Source organism: Rhizobium sp. Root483D2 (assembly GCF_001426685.1).
GTDB lineage: Bacteria > Pseudomonadota > Alphaproteobacteria > Rhizobiales > Rhizobiaceae > Pararhizobium > Pararhizobium qamdonense.
In genome coordinates this window covers 139,542-156,091 of sequence record NZ_LMFB01000001.1, presented here as the reverse complement: position 1 = coordinate 156,091, position 16,550 = coordinate 139,542, and the positions used below count along the sequence as shown (strand labels likewise).

Sequence of the window (16,550 nt, the reverse complement as noted above, 5' to 3'; positions counted from 1 at the left end):
CGCCGCAAGAAAATGGGGCTTAACTCGACCCATGCGGGAAAGGTCTTGACTTGAAGCCCGTCGCAATGGTTTGTTAGCAAACTCAAAGCGCTTTGAATTTTTTGGCGGCGCTGCGGTATTTGCCCGGCGTTCATGGGGCCGGGCCTTTCTTGGGAGGAAATGGCGTGAAAAGAACATTCCTGTTGGGCGTGGCCGCCCTTGCGCTTGTCGCGGGTGCAACGCATGCAGCCGAGCTAAAATTCAAGCCGGGTGAAGATTCCAAATTCAATTGGGCAAGCTTCGAAGAGTTCAAGAAAAGCCATGACCTCAAGGGTCAGACGCTGACCATTTTCGGCCCTTGGCGCGGTGAGGACGAAGCGCTGGCCCAATCCATGCTCGACTATTTCCGCGATGCGACCGGCGTCGATGTGAAATACTCGTCGTCTGAAAACTACGAGCAGCAGATCGTCATCGACACGCAGGCCGGCAGCCCGCCGGATATCGCCATCCTGCCGCAGCCGGGGTTGATTGCCGACCTGGCCTCGAAGGGTTACCTGACGCCGCTGGGCGAAGACACCCAGAAATGGCTGCTCGACAATTACGCCGCCGGCCAGTCCTGGGTCGATCTGTCGACCTATGCCGGCAAGGACGGCAAGAAGGAACTCTACGCCTTCCCCTACAAGATCGACGTGAAGTCGCTCGTCTGGTACGTGCCGGAAAATTTCGAGGATTCGGGCTATGAGGTCCCGAAGACCATGGAAGAGTTGAAGGCGCTGACGGAAAAGATCGTCGCCGATGGCGGCACGCCCTGGTGCATTGGTCTCGGCTCCGGCGGTGCGACCGGCTGGCCGGCCACCGACTGGGTCGAGGACATGATGCTGCGCACGCAGCCGGCCGACATCTATGACAAGTGGGTCACCAACGCGATCCCGTTCAACGATCCCGCCGTCATCGGCGCCATAGACGAGTTTGGCTGGTTTGCCAAGAACGACAAGAATGTCGATGGTGGCGCTGCAGCCGTCGCCTCCGCCGACTTCCGCGATAGCCCGAAGGGCCTGTTTGCCTCGCCGCCGAAATGCTACCTGCACCATCAGGCCTCGTTCATTCCGTCCTTCTTCCCCGAAGGCACGAAGGTGGGTGAAGATGCCGATTTCTTCTACATGCCGCCCTATGCCAGCAAGCCGGACCTCGGCAATCCGGTTCTGGGCGCCGGCACGCTGGCCATGATCACCAAGGATACGCCGGCATCGCGCGCCTTCATCGAGTTCCTGGAAACGCCGATCGCACATGAAGTCTGGATGGCGCAGTCGAGCTTTCTGACGCCTTTGAAGAGCGCCAACAAGGATGCCTATGCCAACGGCCCGATGAAGAAGCAGGGCGAAATCCTGTTGAACGCCACCACCTTCCGCTTCGACGGCTCCGACCTGATGCCAGGCAAGATCGGCGCCGGCGCCTTCTGGACCGGCATGATCGACTATGTCGGCGGCAAGTCGGCCAAGGATGTCTCCGACGGCATCCAGAAGGCCTGGGACTCGATCAAGTAGGATCTCCAAACCGCGCTGCGACTGACCCGGCCGCCGCCGGGTCACTGAAGTCCCCGCCCAGGCCGGCGGGGATGAGGCAGAAAGGTTTTGCATGTCCTCGAACTGAGTTTTTCGAGGTTTGTCAGCAGCCTGATCTTCCCTTTACGGGAAGATGTCACGAACGCCGGAGCGGGAAATTCTCCTCCGGCGGTTATCTCGGGGAGGGGAAACGTCATGCAGCAGTTGATATTCGCCATTGCCACGATGGCTGCGGGGGTTCTGGCCTGCGCCGCCTATTTCTTCGGCACGAACTGGATCCTTGACCGGCTCTTTCCATCGAAAGGGCTGACAGGCCCCGTTGCCTCGCGCAACCTGCGCATCACCAATGCCATCCGGCCCTGGCTCTTCCTCGGCCCCGCCCTGTTCTCGCTGACCATCTACCTGATCTACCCGGTGATCGCCTCGGTGTGGCTCAGCCTGCATGACAGGTCGGGTGAGAATTTCGCCGGGCTGAACAATTTCATCTGGATGTTCAACGACGGCGAGTTCCGCCAGTCGATCTACAACAATTTCCTCTGGCTGCTGGTCGTGCCCGCCGCCGCCACATTCTTCGGACTGATCATCGCGGCGCTCACCGACCGGATATGGTGGGGCAATATCGCCAAGACGCTGATCTTCATGCCGATGGCGATCTCCTTCGTTGGCGCGTCCGTCATCTGGAAATTCATCTACGATTACCGCGCCGAAGGCACCGCGCAGATCGGTCTTTTGAATGCCGTGGTGGTCTATTTCGGTGGCACGCCGGAGGCTTGGGTGACGCTGCCCTTCTGGAACAATTTCTTCCTGATGGTGATCCTGATCTGGATCCAGACCGGCTTTGCCATGGTGATCCTGTCGGCCGCGCTGCGCGGCATTCCGGAAGAAACGATCGAGGCTGCCGTCATCGACGGCGCCAACGGGTTGCAGATCTTTTTCAAGATCATGATCCCGCAGATGTGGGGCACGATCGCCGTCGTCTGGACCACCATCACCATCCTGGTGCTCAAGGTCTTCGACATCGTTCTCGCCATGACCAACGGGCAGTGGCAAAGCCAGGTTCTCGCCAATCTGATGTTCGACTGGATGTTCCGCGGCGGCGGTGATTTCGGCCGGGGTGCCGCCATCGCCGTCATCATCATGCTTTTGGTGATCCCGATCATGATCTGGAACATCCGTAACGCAACCAAGGAAATGGAGGGCCATTGAGATGATTGCTTCTTCCCGCTCCCCCCTCATCTGGGTTGTCCATATTTCCGTCATCCTGCTTGTCGTCCTGTGGACCCTGCCGACCGCCGGCCTGTTGATTTCGTCGCTGCGCGACAAGGATCAGCTCGCCGTTTCCGGCTGGTGGACGGCATTGTCCACCTCCAGCCAGAACCTCGTCTTCCGTGCTCCGGGTGCCGATATGCAGGTGGAAAAAGACGGCAAATTCGTCATTGCCGGCACTGTCCTGGAAGGCCAGGGCGCGCAGGTTTCGGCCTTCGGCTTCAACAGCAGGGCGCCGACCGCCTTCAAGCCCGGCGAGACCGCCGAACTGAATGACGGCGAAAAGCTGACGGTTCAGGCCGACGGCACTTTCCAGATCGTCTCGGATACGGCGATGGAAGGGTCGCGTGGCCAGCGCATCTTCTATACCGCCGCCATCCCGCCGCGCTTCACGTTCGACAATTATCGCGAGGTCATGCGCGCCGCCGGTATCGGCGCATCCTTCATCAATTCGCTGACCGTCGCCATTCCGGCAACGATCATCCCGATCCTGGTTGCAGCCTTTGCCGCCTATGCCCTGGCCTGGATGAAGTTTCCCGGCCGGGCGATCCTGATCGCCGTCGTCGTCGGCCTGCTGGTCGTTCCCCTGCAGATGTCGCTGATCCCGCTGTTGAAACTCTACAACGGCGTTGGCGCGTTCCTTGGCGTTCCCGCCAAGACCTATGTCGGCATCTGGCTGGCGCATATGGGCTTCGGCCTGCCGCTGGCGATCTATCTTCTGCGCAACTATATGGCCGGCCTGCCGCGTGAAATCATGGAATCGGCCCGCGTCGATGGCGCCAGCGATTTCGACATCTTCATCAAGATCATCCTGCCTCTGTCCTTCCCGGCGCTCGCCTCCTTCTCGATCTTCCAGTTCCTGTGGACGTGGAACGATCTGCTCGTCGCCATGGTCTTCCTTGGAACCGGCAATAATGAGCTGGTTCTGACCGGCCGCCTGGTCAACCTCTTGGGGTCGCGCGGCGGCAATTGGGAAATCCTGACGGCCTCGGCCTTCATCACCATCATCGTGCCCCTGATCGTCTTCTTCACGCTGCAGCGCTACCTCGTGCGCGGCCTGCTGGCGGGGTCGGTCAAGGGCGGCTGAGACTTTTCGATTGGACAAGGACCTCGACTGAATGAATATGAACATGACCGAGCAGAAGGGTTCCCTCTTGCAGGCCGACTGGGACTGGTGGCGTGGCGCGGTGATCTATCAGATCTACCCGCGCTCCTATCAGGACAGCAACGGCGACGGTATCGGCGACCTGAAGGGCATCACCGCCCGCCTGCCGCATGTCGCCTCTCTCGGGGTCGATGCCATCTGGATCTCGCCGTTCTTCACGTCGCCGATGAAGGATTTCGGCTATGACGTCTCGAACTATACCGGCGTCGATCCGATCTTCGGCCTGCTGGTGGATTTCGACGAGCTGATCGCGGAAGCCCACCGTCTCGGCATCCGCGTGATGATCGATCTGGTCCTGTCGCATACATCGGATCAGCATCCATGGTTCGTCGAAAGCCGGTCCAGCCGCGTCAATCCGAAGGCGGACTGGTATGTCTGGTCAGACTCCAAGCCGGACGGCACGCCGCCCAACAACTGGATGTCGATCTTCGGCGGCTCGGCCTGGCAATGGGATCCGACGCGCCTGCAATATTACATGCACAACTTCCTGACCTCGCAACCGGATCTCAATCTGCACAACCCGGAGGTCCAGGAGGCGCTTCTCGCCGTCGAGCGGTTCTGGCTGGAACGCGGCGTCGATGGTTTCCGGCTGGATACGATTAACTTCTACTTTCACGATCTGGAACTGCGCGACAACCCGGCGCTGGCGCCCGAGCGCCGCAATGCCAACACGGCGCCGGCCGTCAACCCCTACAATTACCAGGAGCATCTCTACGACAAGAACCGCCCGGAAAACCTGGAATTCCTCAAGCGCTTCCGCGCCGTCATTGACGAATTCCCGGCGATCGCCGCCGTTGGCGAAGTCGGCGACAGCCAGATCGGCCTCGAGATTGCCGGCCAATATACGTCCGGCAACGACAAGATGCACATGTGCTACGCCTTCGAATTCCTGGCGCCCGATCCGCTGACGCCGGCAGGTGTGGCGCAGGTGCTGCATGACTTTGCACAGGCCGCACCCGAGGGCTGGGCCTGCTGGGCGTTTTCCAATCATGACGTCGTGCGCCATGTCAGCCGCTGGGGCGAGGGGATCACTGATCATCCGGCGCATGCGAAATTCCTTGCGAGCCTGTTGATGACCTTGCGCGGCTCCGTCTGCATCTACCAGGGCGAGGAACTGGGCTTGTCCGAAGCCGATCTCGCCTATGAAGACCTGCAGGATCCCTATGGCATCCAGTTCTGGCCCGATTTCAAGGGCCGCGACGGCTGCCGCACGCCGATGGTCTGGGACAAGGACGCCGTCAATGGCGGGTTCTCGACATCCAAGCCTTGGCTGCCCGTGTCGCCGGAACATGTCCGCAGCGCCGTCTCGGTGCAGCAGGCGGACCCCAATTCGGTCCTCAATCACTACAGGCGTTTTCTGGCATTCCGCAGCCAGCACCTGGCCTTTGCCAAGGGCGATATCGCGTTTCTGGCCTATGAGGCACCGTTGCTCGGTTTCGAGCGCAAGCTCGGCAACGAGACGATCCTGTGCCTGTTCAACATGAGCGCCGACACGGTCACGACCGTAAAGCCGGCTGCCAAGCTTGAGCTTCTTGACGGCCATGGCTTCGGATCGGCCTTGACCGGTGACACCATCACGCTACCGGCGTGGAGCGGCTTTTTCGCTCGGGTGGAATAACCAGATCAAACCGGTTTCCTGAAAGAGCCGGCCAAAGACGAGAGAATGAAGGGGAGGATGACATGGCAGGTTTGCAACTGAAGAATATCCGCAAGTCCTATGGCGCGGTGGATGTCATCCATGGCATCCATCTGGATATCAGGCAGGGCGAGTTCGTCGTCTTCGTCGGTCCGTCCGGCTGCGGAAAATCGACGCTGCTGCGGATGATCGCCGGCCTTGAGGAAATCTCCGGCGGCGAGATGTATATTGCCGAACGGCTGGTCAACGAGGTGCCGCCCTCGCAGCGCGGCATTGCCATGGTGTTCCAGTCCTACGCGCTGTATCCGCACATGACGGTTTACGATAACATGGCCTTCGGCATGCGCATCGCCAAGGAATCGAAGGAAGAGATCGACCGCCGCGTCCGCTCCGCCGCCGATATCCTGCAGCTGACCCAGTATCTCGACCGCCTGCCCAAGGCGCTGTCCGGCGGCCAGCGCCAGCGCGTCGCCATCGGCCGCGCCATCTGCCGCGATCCAAAAGTCTTCCTGTTCGACGAGCCGCTGTCGAACCTTGATGCCGCGCTGCGCGTCGCCACCCGCATCGAGATCGCCAAGCTCAATGAATCCATGCCGGATACGACGATGATCTACGTCACCCACGACCAGGTGGAGGCGATGACGCTCGCCGACCGTATCGTCGTGCTGTCGGCCGGCCGCATCGAACAGGTCGGCCCGCCGCTGGAACTCTACGAGCGCCCGGCCAACCTCTTCGTCGCCCGCTTCATCGGCTCACCGGCAATGAACATCATCCCGGCCAAGATCGTCGCCACCGATGCCGAAACCACGGTGGAATTGCCCGGCGGCAAGACGGATGTTCTCGATATTCCGACTGCAGCCTCCGAAAACGGCAAGGCGGCAAGTTTTGGCGTGCGGCCGGAAGACCTGCGCGTCTCGACCGGAGACAATTTCCTGTTCGAAGGCACGGTCGCCATCATCGAAGCCTTGGGCGAAGTCACGCTGCTCTATATCGAAGGCCTCGTTGCCAACGAACCGATCATCGCCAAAGTGCCTGGCATTCTCGACATCAAGCGCGGCGAAAAGGTGCGTTTCACCGCGGATAAGGCAAAGCTGCATCTCTTCGATGCGGAGGGAAAAAGCTACCGCACGTAGAACCCGTCCATCCCTGAAAGACCCGCTGGGGCTGTGTTTCCCGGCGGGTTTTTTTATGCGCGATGTGATCAAATTGGGCGCCGGGTCACGCTCTGTTAAATTTCAGCGGCTAAAGTTTCAAAAAAAACAGAGGCGCATGGAGCAGACAGATGCGGGGACAGGCATCCGATAAACCGACATATCTCAGCAAGGAAGAATCCTTCATGTACGACCGGGAAGCCAATTTCCCGATGGAGGATACCCGCAACGATGCCCGGATCGAATATACCGAAAACGGCATGCTCAACCTCACCTCCCGCCGCTGCGAACTGTTGAAAATATCCAAAAGTAGCGCGGTTCTCGGCATCGCCACGCAGTTCAAGCTGCCTCAGAATTTCTATCTCGATGTGCCCAGCGCCCGCATCGGCATGGTCGGCTGCGTCGTCAAGCGCGTGCATGCCAACAATATCATCGAGGCCCGTTTCCTGCGCCTGATGTCGGAGCGCGACCTCAATCGCATCTTCGTCTATTCGACACACCCCAATCATCGCAATCGGGTGCTGGATATCTATAGCTGAGCGAATAGAGATTTGAGCTGAGCGAATAGAGATTTGCGGTTAGTGGCATCAAGCGTGATCGCCAATCTCAGGTGGCCGCTTGCTCCCAGTCATAAGCTAGGTCCGTCCGACTGAAGTCGTCGCCCTTGTAGATCAGGCGGGCCCTCATACCTTTTGCCAGTGCATAGGCGGCGCAATCCCCGAAGTTCAGGCGCGCCTTTGGGTCAATACCTTTTCCATATTGGCTGTAAGCTTCCAACGCTATGTCGGCGAATTTTCTATCGAAGGTGATTTCCAAGATTCCATGCACTTTGATGAAGTCGTGGAGCACGTCTACAGCGCGCATGCCGCGCCGCGTCAGCAAAACGATTGATGCCTCATAGATTGTCACGGAAGAAATATACAAATTCGGAATCTGTGCCAGCCAAGTCGCATAGACACCTGCATCCGGCTCTTGCTCGAAAATTGCGATAAGGACGGATGTATCGATAGCTGCGGCGTCAATCGCCAATGCCATCCAGGATCTCCTGCGGTGTACGGCTGCTGATGAGCGGCATATCGGCCACCTTTTTGCCGAGCGCCATGATTGCGGATGCATCAAGGCGCTTTGAGGCAAGCGGCTGGCGATCAGCACGGTGTTCACTCACTTCGGTCTCCTCCGCTGTGGCATCGGACTTTCGGCGATGTAATCTCACACTCTTGCTCCACGCTGAGAGCCAAGGATAACACCGCCATGCCAAACGTCAAACGGGTAGGGCCACGGCCATGCAGACTCTCAATTGTCAGGCCGGGAGCTTCCGCTATCAGTGAAAGAACACGCTCGCCCCATGGTCGGCCGAGCCCGTTGCCGCGCGGAACGGGGCAAACAGCTCGCGGCCCATGCCGAATTCGTTGCCGGACAGATCGGCCTCGGCCGGAGTCCGGTTGGCAAGTTCGGCAGCATCGACCAGCACCTGGATCGTGCCATGGATGGCATCCAGCCGGATGATGTCGCCCTCCCGGATTTTGGAGATCGGTCCGCCATCCTTGGCTTCCGGCGTCATGTGGATCGCCGAAGGCACCTTGCCGGAGGCGCCGGACATGCGGCCGTCGGTTACGAGCGCCACCGTCTGACCACGGTCCTGCAGGATGCCGAGCACGGTGGTGAGCTTGTGCAGTTCCGGCATGCCGTTGGCCTTCGGGCCCTGGAAACGCACGACCGCGACGAAATCGCCCTCGAGCTTGCCATCCTTGAACGCCGTCTGCAGTTCTAACTGATCGTGGAAGATCTTGGCCGGTGCCTCGATGACGTGGCGCTCCGCCTTGACCGCCGAAATCTTAATGACGGCCTTGCCGAGATTGCCGGTCAGCATCTTCAGCCCGCCGGAATGCTGGAAGGGCTGTTCGACGGTCGAAAGCACCTTGGGATCATGGCTGACATCCGGTGCCGGTTCGCGCGCGACCGTGCCGTTTTCGCCGAGCTTGACGTCAATCGCATAGGCATCGAGCCCCTGACCGAAAACGGTGCGCACGTCGTCATGCAGCAGGCCGTGCTTCAAAAGCTGGCTGATCAGGTAACCCATGCCGCCGGCGGCATGGAAATGGTTCACGTCGGCAAGCCCGTTCGGGTAGACGCGGGCAAGCAGCGGGATGATGTCGGAAAGCTCGGAAATATCCTGCCATGTCAGCGCGATGCCGGCCGAGCGGGCCATGGCGACGAGATGCATCGTGTGGTTGGTCGAGCCGCCCGTTGCATGCAGGCCGACCACGCCGTTGACGATCGAGCGTTCGTCGATCATCTCGCCGGAAGGGGTGAATTCGTTGCCGAGCGCGGTGATCGCCAGTGCCCGCCGGGTTGCCTCGCGGGTCAGCGCATCGCGCAGCGGCGTACCCGGATTGATGAAGGAGGCGCCGGGCAGATGGAAGCCCATGATCTCCATCAGCATCTGGTTGGAATTGGCCGTGCCGTAGAAGGTACAGGTGCCGGGGCCGTGATAGGACTTCGATTCCGCCTCCAGCAATTCGTCGCGGCCGACCTTGCCTTCGGCAAACAGCTGGCGGACGCGCGACTTCTCGTCGTTCGGCAGGCCCGTGGTCATCGGCCCGGCGGGAATGAACACCGCCGGCAGATGCCCGAAGGTCATGGCGGCGATCATCAGGCCGGGAACGATCTTGTCGCAGACGCCGAGATAGACGGTGGAATCGAACATGTTGTGCGACAGGCCGACGCCTGCAGCCATGGCGATCAGGTCGCGCGAAAACAGCGAAAGTTCCATGCCCGGCTGTCCCTGGGTGACGCCGTCGCACATGGCGGGAACGCCGCCCGCCACCTGCGCCACGCCGCCGGCGTCATGGGCGGCCTGGCGGATTAGCGCCGGATAGGTCTCGAAGGGCTGATGCGCCGAGAGCATGTCGTTATAGGAGGTGATGATCCCGAGATTGGGCACTTCGTCGCCGGAAAGCGCCACTTTCTCGGAGGGGGAACAGACGGCGAAGCCATGGGCAAGATTGCCGCAGCCGAGGACCGAACGGGTGACGCGTTTGGATGCCGCCGCGCGAACGCGGGCGAGGTAAGGCTCGCGGTAAGGTTTCGAGCGTTCGACGATGCGGGCGGTGATCGCGGCAATACGGCTGTCGGCGGACATGGCAATCCTGTTCCGGAGTGTTCGGCACTCCTGTGGTCGGCATGGTTGCGGTTATCCGGGTCTTGGGTCCCCGGATTTCGGGCTTTCAGCATGCCGCGCAAACGTATGCAGCGGTTGGCGATGACGGCATGCGTAAATCTAAGACCTGAAGCGCGGGAAGCGATCTCGAGAGATCGCGGCCCGCTTCAGGGTGCCCAGTAGATCTGGAGCGGCGAGGCCGCCCGGCGCAACATGGCGCGGATCGGCATCTCCGCCTCGTCACCGGGCGCTTCGGCCTTCGCAAGAACGTCCTTCTTGGCCGCTCCCTCGATATGGAGCACCAGAAGTCGGGCATCCTGAAGGCTGGAGAATGTGAATGTCAGGCGCGGCTCGCCCGCACCTTCGGCTTCCATCGTCATCACGCCGCGCGGCGTGGCCGGGTCGAGCGCTTCTGCAAGGCGCGAGCCGCCCGGAAAGAACGAGGCCGTATGCCCGTCGCCGCCCATGCCGAGGATCACCACGTCGAAGGGACAGCCGATGGCGGCGGTCTGCTTGCTGGCTGCGGCAGCCGCCTCTTCGGCGGTCGCCGTTGGATAATAGAGCGGCTCGAAGATCGCGAGCGCCGCAGCGTTGATCAGGAGGTTGTCCTTGACGAGCTTTTCGTTCGAGCGGTCGGTATCGGGTGCGACGAAGCGTTCGTCGACCAGGGCCACGGTGACCTTGGTCCAGTCGATCGCCTTGCCGGACAGCGCCTTGAAGAAAGCCTTCGGCGTCGAGCCGCCGGACACGGCGATGCAGGCTTGCCCGCGGGCCGCAACGGCTGCCGACAGCGCAGTGGCGACCGCTTGCGCAAGGCCTTCCGCCAGGGCCGCACCATCGTTGAATACATGCATCGCAGCCGTCATGGCGCCCGTCCTCAGATCACTTCATGCCAGGTGCGGCCGTCCCGCTCGATGAGCGCGATGGCCTGGCTCGGTCCCCAGGTGCCGGCCGTATAGGCCTGGACCTGCTGGTTGACGGCTTCCCAGGCTTTCAGGATCGGGTCGACCCAGCGCCATGCGGCCTCGACTTCGTCGCGGCGCATGAACAGGGTCTGGTTGTTGCGCACCACGTCGAGCAGCAGGCGCTCGTAGGCATCGGCGCTGCGGGCGTTGAAGGCTTCGGCAAAGGTCATGTCGAGCGAGACGTTGCGCAGGCGCATGCCGCCCGGGCCCGGGTCCTTGATCATCAGCGACTGCTTGACGCCTTCGTCCGGCTGCAGGCGGATGATCAGCTGGTTGGCCTCGATGCGGCCCGCAGCCTCGTCGAAGATCGAATGCGGGATCGGCTTGAAGGTGATGACGATTTCCGACATGCGGCCGGCCATGCGTTTGCCGGTGCGGATGTAGAAGGGAACGCCGGCCCAGCGCCAGTTGTTGATTTCGGCCTTGATGGCAACGAAGGTCTCGGTGTTGGACACGCCGCCTTCGAGTTCTTCGAGATAACCCTTGACCGCACCCCCGGCCGAAGCGCCGGCCTTGTACTGGCCGCGCACGGTCATCTTCTCGACATTGCCGGGATTGATCGGTTTTAGCGCACGCAGCACCTTCAGCTTCTCGTCGCGCACCGCTTCCGCGTTCATCGACGGCGGCACTTCCATGGCGACCAGGCAGAGCAGCTGGAGGATATGGTTCTGCACCATGTCGCGTAGCGCACCGGCCTTGTCATAGTAACCGGCACGGCTTTCCAGCCCGACCGATTCGGCAACGGTGATCTGGATATGATCGATATAGGACGAGTTCCACAGCGGTTCGTACAGCGTGTTGGCAAAGCGCAGCGCCATCAGGTTCTGCACGGTTTCCTTGCCGAGATAATGGTCGATGCGGAAGATCTGCTCTTCCTTGAACACTTTGCCGATCGTGTCGTTGAGTTCGAGCGCCGACGCAAGGTCACGGCCGATCGGCTTTTCGACGACGATGCGCGTCATCTTGGTGATCAGCTTGTGGTCGCGGATCTTTTCGGAGATGTCGCCGAAGATGGCCGGCGCGACGGCAAGATAGAAGGCCCGCACGCGGTCCTTGCCTTCGTCCAGAAGCGCCTTCAGCTGATCCCAGCCATTGTCCGACTTGGCATCGACAGGCACGTAGAACAGACGGTCGGTGAAGATCTTCACCTGCGCCTCATCGTACTCGCTCGGCTTCAGATGTTCCTTGAGGGCGTCGGTCGCAAATTTACGGTATTCGTCATGGCTGAGCACGCTGCGTGACGCACCGATAATGCGGGTCGGATCGGTGAGTTGGCCATCCAGCTGGCGATGATAAAGGGCAGGAAGCAATTTGCGTTCGGCAAGGTCGCCGGTGCCTCCGAAAACCACATAGTCAAAGGGTTCCACAGGAATGATCTGGCTGCTCATGAGAAATCTCGATCTCGTTCTGGTCTGAGGAGTGTATAATCTAATCGATTTAAAAGCGCTAGGGTGCGACGCAACAAAATGCGTTTCCTGCGCTTTTCAGGTGCGGCTTTTAAAACTTGTCGCGCAAGGCATACCAGCTGAGTGCGACGAACAAAAGCACGGAGCGGAACCGCGTGCCGCCTGGAAAAGCCGGAACATTCAGCTCCCGCAACAGGTCGAGGTCCGAGCGGTTGCCGGTCACCATATCGGAATAGAGCTTGCCGCAATAGTTCGACAGCATGACGCCATGGCCGGAATAGCCGCCAATCGATGTAACGCCGGGCATGACCTCGCGCACGAAGGGCTGGCGCGGCAGCGTGATGCCAACCGAGCCGCCCCAGGAATGGGTCATCTCGACATTCGCCAGCGACGGGTAGATCTCCGTGATCTGCCGGCGGATATGTTCGGAAATTTCCCGCGGATTGTCAGCCGTATAGGCCTCGCGGCCACCAAACAGCAGGCGCCCGTCCTTGGATTTGCGGAAATAGCGCACGACGAAGCGCGAATCCGCTACCGCTTCGCCGCCGGGCAGCACATCGGGAAAATCGCTGAGAACCTTGGTGGCGCCGATGAACGAGCGGATCGGCATGACATGCCGTGCCGTGACCGGTTCGAGATTGCCGATATAGCCGTTGCAGGCAATCAGGGCACGGTCGGCGCGGATGGTGCCCTTGTCCGTCTCGATCGTCACCCGGCCGCCGGCCTGGTTGATCTTCAGCGCCTTGGTCTGCTCGTGCAGCGATGCGCCGGCCAGGGCCGCCTGTCTGGCGAGGCCAACCAGCAGCTTCATCGGCTGGATATGGCCGGTGCCGGTATCGCGGATGCCGAACAGATAGCGCTGCGAGCCCAGCCGCGCCACTGTCTCGTCGCGGTCCATGAAGCTCTGGTGCGCATAGCCATAGCGCGATGCGGCGATCTCGACGCTGTCGCGATAGTCTTTCTCAAGCCGTGGCCTGTGGCAGACATTCAGCTGCCCCTCGACATATTCGATATCGATGCCATGTGTGGATGCGAAGTCGAGCAGATGTTTCTTGGCATCCTCTGCCAGATCAAACAATGCCTTGGACCGCTCGTAACCGAGCGTTCCTTCCATCTCCTCGGGAGACCAGCGCTGGCCGGTGCCGAGCTGTCCGCCATTGCGGCCAGACGCACCGTCGCCGAAGCGGCAGGCATCGATCAGCGTCACGCGCACGCCCTTGCGCGCCAAATTGTAGGCGGCCTGCAGCCCGGTGAAGCCCCCGCCGACAATCGCGACATCGGTCTCCACCGAACCCGAAAGGGCCGGATATTCCGGCCGCTCCGCGACACTGGACTCATACCAGGAAATCCCCGGCGAGATCGGGCTTTGCCAAGGCATGGCTGCGCCTTTCGTATCAGACATTGAGAAGCAGGTATTCGCGCTCCCAGGGGCTGATCACCTGCATGAAGGTTTCGAACTCGCCCCGCTTCACGCCGCCATAGATCGCGATGAATTCCGGGCTGAAGATCTCGGCAAAAGCCGGTTCCGCTTCCAAGAGCGACACCGCTTCCAACAGCCCCCTCGGCAGGTCGATCGTCCCGCTATCGGCCGACGCTTCCGCCGGTGCCGATGGCTCCAGTCCCTGGATGATGCCGAGATAACCGCAACCGAGCGAGGCTGCGAGCGCCAGATAGGGATTGGCGTCCGAGCTTGGCAGGCGGTTTTCCACACGCCGTGCGGCAGGTTCGGAAACCGGAATGCGAAACGCGGTCGTGCGGTTGTCGTAGCCCCAGGCATTGTTGACCGGCGCCGACATGTCCGGCGTCAGCCGCCGGTACGAGTTGACGTAAGGGGCCATCATCGACAGCGCCTTGGGCACGAATGTCTGCATGCCGCCGATGAAGGAGAAAAACTCCTTGGAGGGCGAGCCGTCGGCATTGGAAAACAGGTTGCGGCCGGTATTCACTTCGACAACCGACTGATGGATATGCATGGCGGAGCCTGCCTGCGCCTGCATCGGCTTGGCCATGAAGGTTGCGTAGATGCCGTGCTTCAGGGCCGCTTCGCGAATGGTCCGCTTGAACATGAAGACCTGGTCGGCAAGCTCGATCGGATCGCCATGGCGAAGGTTGATTTCCAGCTGTGCCGGGCCTTCCTCGTGGATCAGCGTGTCGATCTCCAGACCCTGCTTTTCCGAGAAATGGTAGATATCGTCGATCAGCTCGTCGAATTCGTTGACGCCGGCGATCGAATAGCCCTGTCCGCCCTGGATGGCACGTCCGGAACGGCCTTTCGGCGGATGCAGCGGATAATCCGGATCCTCGTTCTTGGCGACCAGATAGAATTCGATTTCAGGCGCCACGACCGGCTTCCAGCCCCGCTGGGCATAGAGGTCGAGAACGTGCTTCAGGACGTTGCGCGGCGTGTAGGGAACTTTTTCGCCCTGCGAGCCCGCAATGTCGCAGATCACCTGCGCCGTCGGGTCGCTTTCCCAGGGAACCACCGAAAGGGTCGAAAGATCAGGCACCAACTTGATATCGCTGTCGCGGCTGTCATAGCGGAAATTGCCCGTCTCTTCGGGATATTCGCCGGAAATCGTGTGGCGGTAGATCGCCGAGGGCAGTGCAAGCGAGGTATTGGAGGTGAATTTCGAGGACGGCATCATCTTGCCGCGCGGAACGCCGGCAATATCAGGCGTGATGCATTCGATATCCTCGATGCCACGGATTTTCAGCCAGTCGGCGGCTTCCTTCCAGGTCTTCACTCCGCGGGGGGCTTGCAGTGCGGCGGGTATTTTCGAGCTCTTGACAGTCCTTGCAGTTGGTTGGGCAGCATTTCTTCTGACGGGCATAAATCACCGGTTTTGGGTTCGGATGGGGCATCATAGCCACAGTTTGGCAATTGGCTAGGGTGAAAACCGGGACTTTTGCCGCCGTACAGGCTGTATTCGTCCTCATCGTCACAACAGCAATTGACTTTGCCGCCCTTGCCTTTGAAAGAAAACCGAAACGGGAATGGATGTCTTGGCCGAACAATTCGACGTGGTGATAATCGGGGCAGGGGCTGCCGGCATGATGGCGGCGATCGAGGCGGGCAAGCGCGGCCGCCGCGTCGCCGTGCTCGATCATGCCAAGGCGCCGGGCGAAAAGATCCGCATTTCCGGCGGCGGACGCTGCAACTTCACCAATATCCATGCGAGCCCGAAGAACTTCCTCTCAGTCAATCCGCATTTCTGCAAGTCGGCTTTGGCGCGCTACACGCCGCATGATTTCATCGCCCTGGTCGATCGCTACAAGATTGCCTGGCATGAAAAGACGCTTGGCCAGCTGTTTTGCGACGAGACCGCCAAGGACATCATCCGCATGCTGCTGACCGAGATGAAGGAGGCACGCGCGGTCTTGCGGCTGGGCGCGCAGATCCAGACGGTCGAAAAAACCGTGTCCGGGTTCCGGATCGTGACCGCCGATGGCGCGATCGATTGTTCCTCGCTGATCCTTGCGAGCGGCGGCAAGTCGATCCCGAAAATGGGCGCAACCGGCCTTGCCTATAAGATCGCAGAGCAGTTCGGCCTGCCGCTGGTGGAGACCCGGCCGGGACTGGTGCCGCTGACGCTCGATCCGGTGCAACTGGAAAGCCTGAATGCGCTGGCCGGCGTTGCCGTCGGTGCGCAGGCGCGCTGCGGCAAGACGGTTTTCGAGGAAGCCGTGCTGATCACCCACCGGGGCCTGAGCGGTCCGGCCATCCTGCAGATATCGTCCTATTGGCGCGAGGGCGGCGATATCAGCCTCAACCTTTTGCCGCATGCCGATCTTGCCGGCGTGCTGAAGGCGGCGCGTAAGCAGAATGGCCGCCAGGCGCTGCAGACGGCGCTCTCCGAACCCTTGCCGAAACGGCTGGCGCAATTCTTCGCCGAGGCCGCCGGGCTCAGCAACCGGCCGCTCGCCGATCTCTCCGACAAGGCGATCGATGCCTTCTGCCTCACCCTGAAGGACTGGGTGATCAAGCCCGCCGGATCGGAAGGCTATCGCACCGCCGAGGTGACGCTGGGCGGCGTCGATACAAAGGCGCTTGATTCGCGCAGCATGCAGGCGCGCGACGTTCCCGGCCTCTATTTCATCGGCGAGTGCGTCGATGTCACCGGCTGGCTGGGCGGCTATAATTTCCAATGGGCCTGGGCATCTGGCTTTTCGGCCGGCCAAGTGGCATGAGCCGGCAAAGTGGCATGAGCCATCAAAGAGCAGGCGGCTTCAGCACTTGTTAAGACATCTGACGGAACCTGT

14 protein-coding genes are annotated in these 16,550 nt (G+C 60.8%); 7 read left to right on the top strand and 7 right to left on the bottom strand.

The genetic code is table 11. The features are described from left to right. Window positions 1-164: 164 nt before the first annotated feature. The 6 genes from ASD32_RS00695 (at window position 165) to ASD32_RS00670 (ending at window position 7,298) form a co-directional block, all read left to right on the top strand. The gene (locus ASD32_RS00695) at window positions 165-1,523 is read left to right on the top strand and encodes an ABC transporter substrate-binding protein (protein WP_060635987.1); all 1,359 of its coding nucleotides are present in this window, start codon (window positions 165-167) and stop codon (window positions 1,521-1,523) included. Window positions 1,524-1,736: 213 nt separating this feature from the next. Next, complete coding sequence (locus tag ASD32_RS00690) at window positions 1,737-2,747, top strand: sugar ABC transporter permease (protein WP_060635986.1); 1,011 nt, start codon at window positions 1,737-1,739, stop codon at window positions 2,745-2,747. A 1-nt stretch (window position 2,748) separates the two neighbouring features. Further along, the gene (locus ASD32_RS00685) at window positions 2,749-3,894 is read left to right on the top strand and encodes a carbohydrate ABC transporter permease (RefSeq protein ID WP_060635985.1); all 1,146 of its coding nucleotides are present in this window, start codon (window positions 2,749-2,751) and stop codon (window positions 3,892-3,894) included. A gap of 37 nt (window positions 3,895-3,931) precedes the next feature. Then, window positions 3,932-5,590 (top strand): alpha-glucosidase, encoded by a 1,659-nt coding sequence (locus ASD32_RS00680; protein ID WP_156383011.1) that lies wholly within the window; start codon window positions 3,932-3,934, stop codon window positions 5,588-5,590. 62 nt (window positions 5,591-5,652) lie between these two features. Continuing rightward, window positions 5,653-6,741 (top strand): sn-glycerol-3-phosphate ABC transporter ATP-binding protein UgpC, encoded by a 1,089-nt coding sequence (ugpC, locus tag ASD32_RS00675; protein WP_060635984.1) that lies wholly within the window; start codon window positions 5,653-5,655, stop codon window positions 6,739-6,741. Between the two features lie 149 nt (window positions 6,742-6,890). Next, window positions 6,891-7,298: a hypothetical protein gene (locus ASD32_RS00670; protein WP_060635983.1), complete on the top strand. Its 408-nt coding sequence runs from the start codon at window positions 6,891-6,893 to the stop codon at window positions 7,296-7,298. A gap of 67 nt (window positions 7,299-7,365) precedes the next feature. On the opposite strand, the gene ASD32_RS00665 is transcribed toward ASD32_RS00670, so the two are convergent. From ASD32_RS00665 to ASD32_RS00640, 7 genes are all read right to left on the bottom strand, one after another. Beyond that, window positions 7,366-7,794, bottom strand: a complete 429-nt coding sequence (locus ASD32_RS00665; protein WP_060635982.1) for a type II toxin-antitoxin system VapC family toxin — start codon at window positions 7,792-7,794, stop codon at window positions 7,366-7,368. Beyond that, the gene (locus ASD32_RS29320; protein WP_156382986.1) at window positions 7,778-7,924 is read right to left on the bottom strand and encodes a hypothetical protein; all 147 of its coding nucleotides are present in this window, start codon (window positions 7,922-7,924) and stop codon (window positions 7,778-7,780) included. The genes ASD32_RS00665 and ASD32_RS29320 overlap by 17 nt, the downstream gene beginning before the upstream one ends. A gap of 156 nt (window positions 7,925-8,080) precedes the next feature. Then, complete coding sequence (gene edd, locus ASD32_RS00660; RefSeq protein ID WP_060635981.1) at window positions 8,081-9,901, bottom strand: phosphogluconate dehydratase; 1,821 nt, start codon at window positions 9,899-9,901, stop codon at window positions 8,081-8,083. Between the two features lie 185 nt (window positions 9,902-10,086). Further along, window positions 10,087-10,785, bottom strand: a complete 699-nt coding sequence (gene pgl, locus ASD32_RS00655; protein WP_060635980.1) for a 6-phosphogluconolactonase — start codon at window positions 10,783-10,785, stop codon at window positions 10,087-10,089. An 11-nt stretch (window positions 10,786-10,796) separates the two neighbouring features. Continuing rightward, a complete protein-coding gene (gene zwf / locus ASD32_RS00650) occupies window positions 10,797-12,272 on the bottom strand; it encodes a glucose-6-phosphate dehydrogenase (protein ID WP_060635979.1) in 1,476 nt (491 codons plus the stop codon). 109 nt (window positions 12,273-12,381) lie between these two features. Beyond that, the gene (locus tag ASD32_RS00645) at window positions 12,382-13,668 is read right to left on the bottom strand and encodes an FAD-binding oxidoreductase (RefSeq protein ID WP_060636237.1); all 1,287 of its coding nucleotides are present in this window, start codon (window positions 13,666-13,668) and stop codon (window positions 12,382-12,384) included. A 16-nt stretch (window positions 13,669-13,684) separates the two neighbouring features. After that, window positions 13,685-15,121 (bottom strand): glutamine synthetase family protein, encoded by a 1,437-nt coding sequence (locus ASD32_RS00640; RefSeq protein WP_060635978.1) that lies wholly within the window; start codon window positions 15,119-15,121, stop codon window positions 13,685-13,687. A gap of 172 nt (window positions 15,122-15,293) precedes the next feature. On the opposite strand from ASD32_RS00640, the gene ASD32_RS00635 reads away from it, so the two are divergent. Then, complete coding sequence (locus tag ASD32_RS00635; RefSeq protein WP_060636236.1) at window positions 15,294-16,478, top strand: NAD(P)/FAD-dependent oxidoreductase; 1,185 nt, start codon at window positions 15,294-15,296, stop codon at window positions 16,476-16,478. Window positions 16,479-16,550: the final 72 nt, after the last annotated feature.